Source organism: Pseudomonas avellanae BPIC 631 (assembly GCF_000444135.1).
Taxonomy (GTDB): domain Bacteria; phylum Pseudomonadota; class Gammaproteobacteria; order Pseudomonadales; family Pseudomonadaceae; genus Aquipseudomonas; species Aquipseudomonas avellanae.
Genome location: NZ_ATDK01000258.1, coordinates 1 through 2423, shown reverse-complemented (window position 1 = coordinate 2423; position 2423 = coordinate 1). Strand labels below are relative to the sequence as shown.

General features: G+C 49.6%; 2 protein-coding genes. Both read left to right on the top strand.

All coding sequences use genetic code 11. The features are described from left to right. The first annotated feature begins 152 nt into the window (after positions 1-152). Positions 153-1022, top strand: coding sequence for a ComF family protein (locus DW49_RS1000000133680; RefSeq protein WP_050556434.1), 870 nt, complete (start codon positions 153-155; stop codon positions 1020-1022). Then, entirely contained in the window at positions 1019-2341 is a 1323-nt protein-coding gene (locus tag DW49_RS0115070) for a DNA-processing protein DprA (RefSeq protein WP_005620097.1), read from the top strand. Before DW49_RS1000000133680 ends, DW49_RS0115070 begins: the two co-directional genes overlap by 4 nt. The last annotated feature ends 82 nt before the right edge of the window (positions 2342-2423 follow it).

Here is a 2423-nt window from a genome sequence, read left to right as displayed (position 1 = left end):
TGGCCAAACTGGATCGTGATGCGTTCTTCAATGCTGAGTTCATGATATGACATAGGTTCACCGTACCGGATTGGTCAGGTGTTGCGCTCAGTTTTTGCCGCCGCCAGTTCTTGAACTTTGGAAAGGGCCGAATTGAACAAGCGTTAAACCTGATGGCACTGGAATTCCCCACCCCTATCGTTTATGAAAAGCCTAAATGGCAGCTCAACCATTTAAAACTGAATCCTGAATTCTGGGCAAGGGCAGAGAATATGACATCCCTTCGTCAACAAGAACTCCAGGAAATGAAGAACTACTGTGAGCTTCCCTTTGGCCATCATATGCAGTTTCTGATACGCGCTCTGGACGGTAACCCAGCATCCGTAGTAGCCCCCACACTCAAACCTTTCTCAGTCACCGTCAGCCAGCAGGCTGAACAAGATGCGAATGATTTTTTATGTCGCTCAAATATCCCTATCGATCCCAGAAAAAAGTGGCCTGCAGGCGTGATGCCTCACTACCGAACAAGCGGTTACATCACCCCAGCTCATCAAGCGCAACAGGGACGAGCACTCTGCGTATGGGGAGACTCTGGATGGGGTGCCCGGGTAAAATACGGGCGCTACGTGAGGAAGTCTTTCGGCGATGAGCTTCTGGATGCTTGTGTAAAAATGTTTAAGGACTGGAACCCTCAACCAGCCCCCACATGGGTCACATCAATCCCGTCTCTCCGTCACCCTGATCTGGTGCCTGCGTTTGCCCGCCGTTTAGCCTGCAAACTAGGTTTGCCATTTCATGAGGTGCTGAAAAAAACAGAGCATCGGCAAGAACAGAAGGCCATGGCCAACTCCACTCAGCAGGCCTTGAACGTAGACGGGTCGATGGCGCTGATAACTGAAAAATTCCCGACTGGCCCTGTATTGCTGATAGATGATATTGTCAACTCACGTTGGACCTTCACCACCGCTGCCTGGCTTCTGCGAAAAAACGGGGGTGGCGAGGTATGGCCATTAGCACTTGCCTTTAGCGGACACCAAGAATGACGCCGGACCTGTCTCCGAATACTCAAGCTATATTACTGCTGACTGCCCCCTTGATTATTGGAAATACTCCCTCCAGGGACCTGCTCTCGCCTGCAGAATATAAACGTTTGGCTATGCACCTGAGACACATGCAACGGCAGCCGTCGGATTTGATGGCCGCGAATGGATCCGAATTGATTGCTGCTTGTCAGACAGTCGTTGATGAAAAAAGGCTTAGAAAGCTACTTAATAGAGGTTTTCTGTTAAGCCAGGTTATTGAACACTGGGAAGCACGTGGCATATGGGTAATCAGTCGGGCAGACAGTATCTATCCGAGACGATTGAAAGCACGATTAAAAGAAAATGCTCCGGCCATTTTATATGGCTGCGGCAACATAGATTTATTTGAATCAGGCGGACTCGCCGTCGTCGGCCCGAGGCAGGTCCCGCCTGAACTGATAGACTACTCGACGACGGTTGGTCAACTGGCTGCACACTCGTCAATTCCTATTATTTCCGGAGGCGCAAAAGGTGTAGATCGGGCAGCGATGAATGGGTCGTTGCACGAAAACGGGTACGTGTGTGAGGTAATGGCTGAGCGCTTGGACAGAGCAGCACTTGATCGAGATAACCGACCCTACCTCATGAGTGGTCAGCTCGTCCTCGTCTCTGCCTACGATCCAGCCTCTATTTTCAGTGTCGGGCATGCGATGCAACGGAATAAGCTCATTTATGCGCTTTCCGATGCATCGCTGGTAGTCAACGCAGAAGTTAACAAGGGCGGCACATGGTCAGGTGCTGTAGAGCAACTGGAGAAACTGAAGTTAGTTAAAGTTTATGTGCGCTCCACAGGTACGCCATCAGAGGCTCTAAGTGCACTGACGAATAAAGGCGCACTGCCATGGCCTAATCCAAAAACAAGATCCGACTTCAAAAAAATGTTTGAGTACTCCGCAAACGGGATGGGCGAAAAGCAAGGCGTGACCTCTTCAGTCAATGACAATCCGGACATCAGCCTCTCTCACGATCTGCTTTCACAGGTAGAGACAAATGAGGTGTGCCCTGTTGACTATCGGCAGCCAATCACCAACGCTGTTGCCCCGGCAGTCAAAAAAAGAAAGCCTAGAAAGAAGACAGCAAAAAAACCATCACTTAGCCCGGCTGACGCTTTATTAAAAACCGTTCATGATGTGTTGAAAGACATTTTGAAACATCCCATGAAAGAAGACGAAATAGCCACAGCTCTGGAAGTGTCAAGTACGCAAACACGACTTTGGCTGAGACGCCTTATTGACGAAGGTTATATAGAAAAACACGCTAGTGTGCCGTCTCAAAATTAACTTCTCTCATGCCTGCGTGCTCATTGCCGCGCGGGCTCGCTGTATTTTGTTCAAAATATCTTCTCCCTTAGCGTTCCAAACG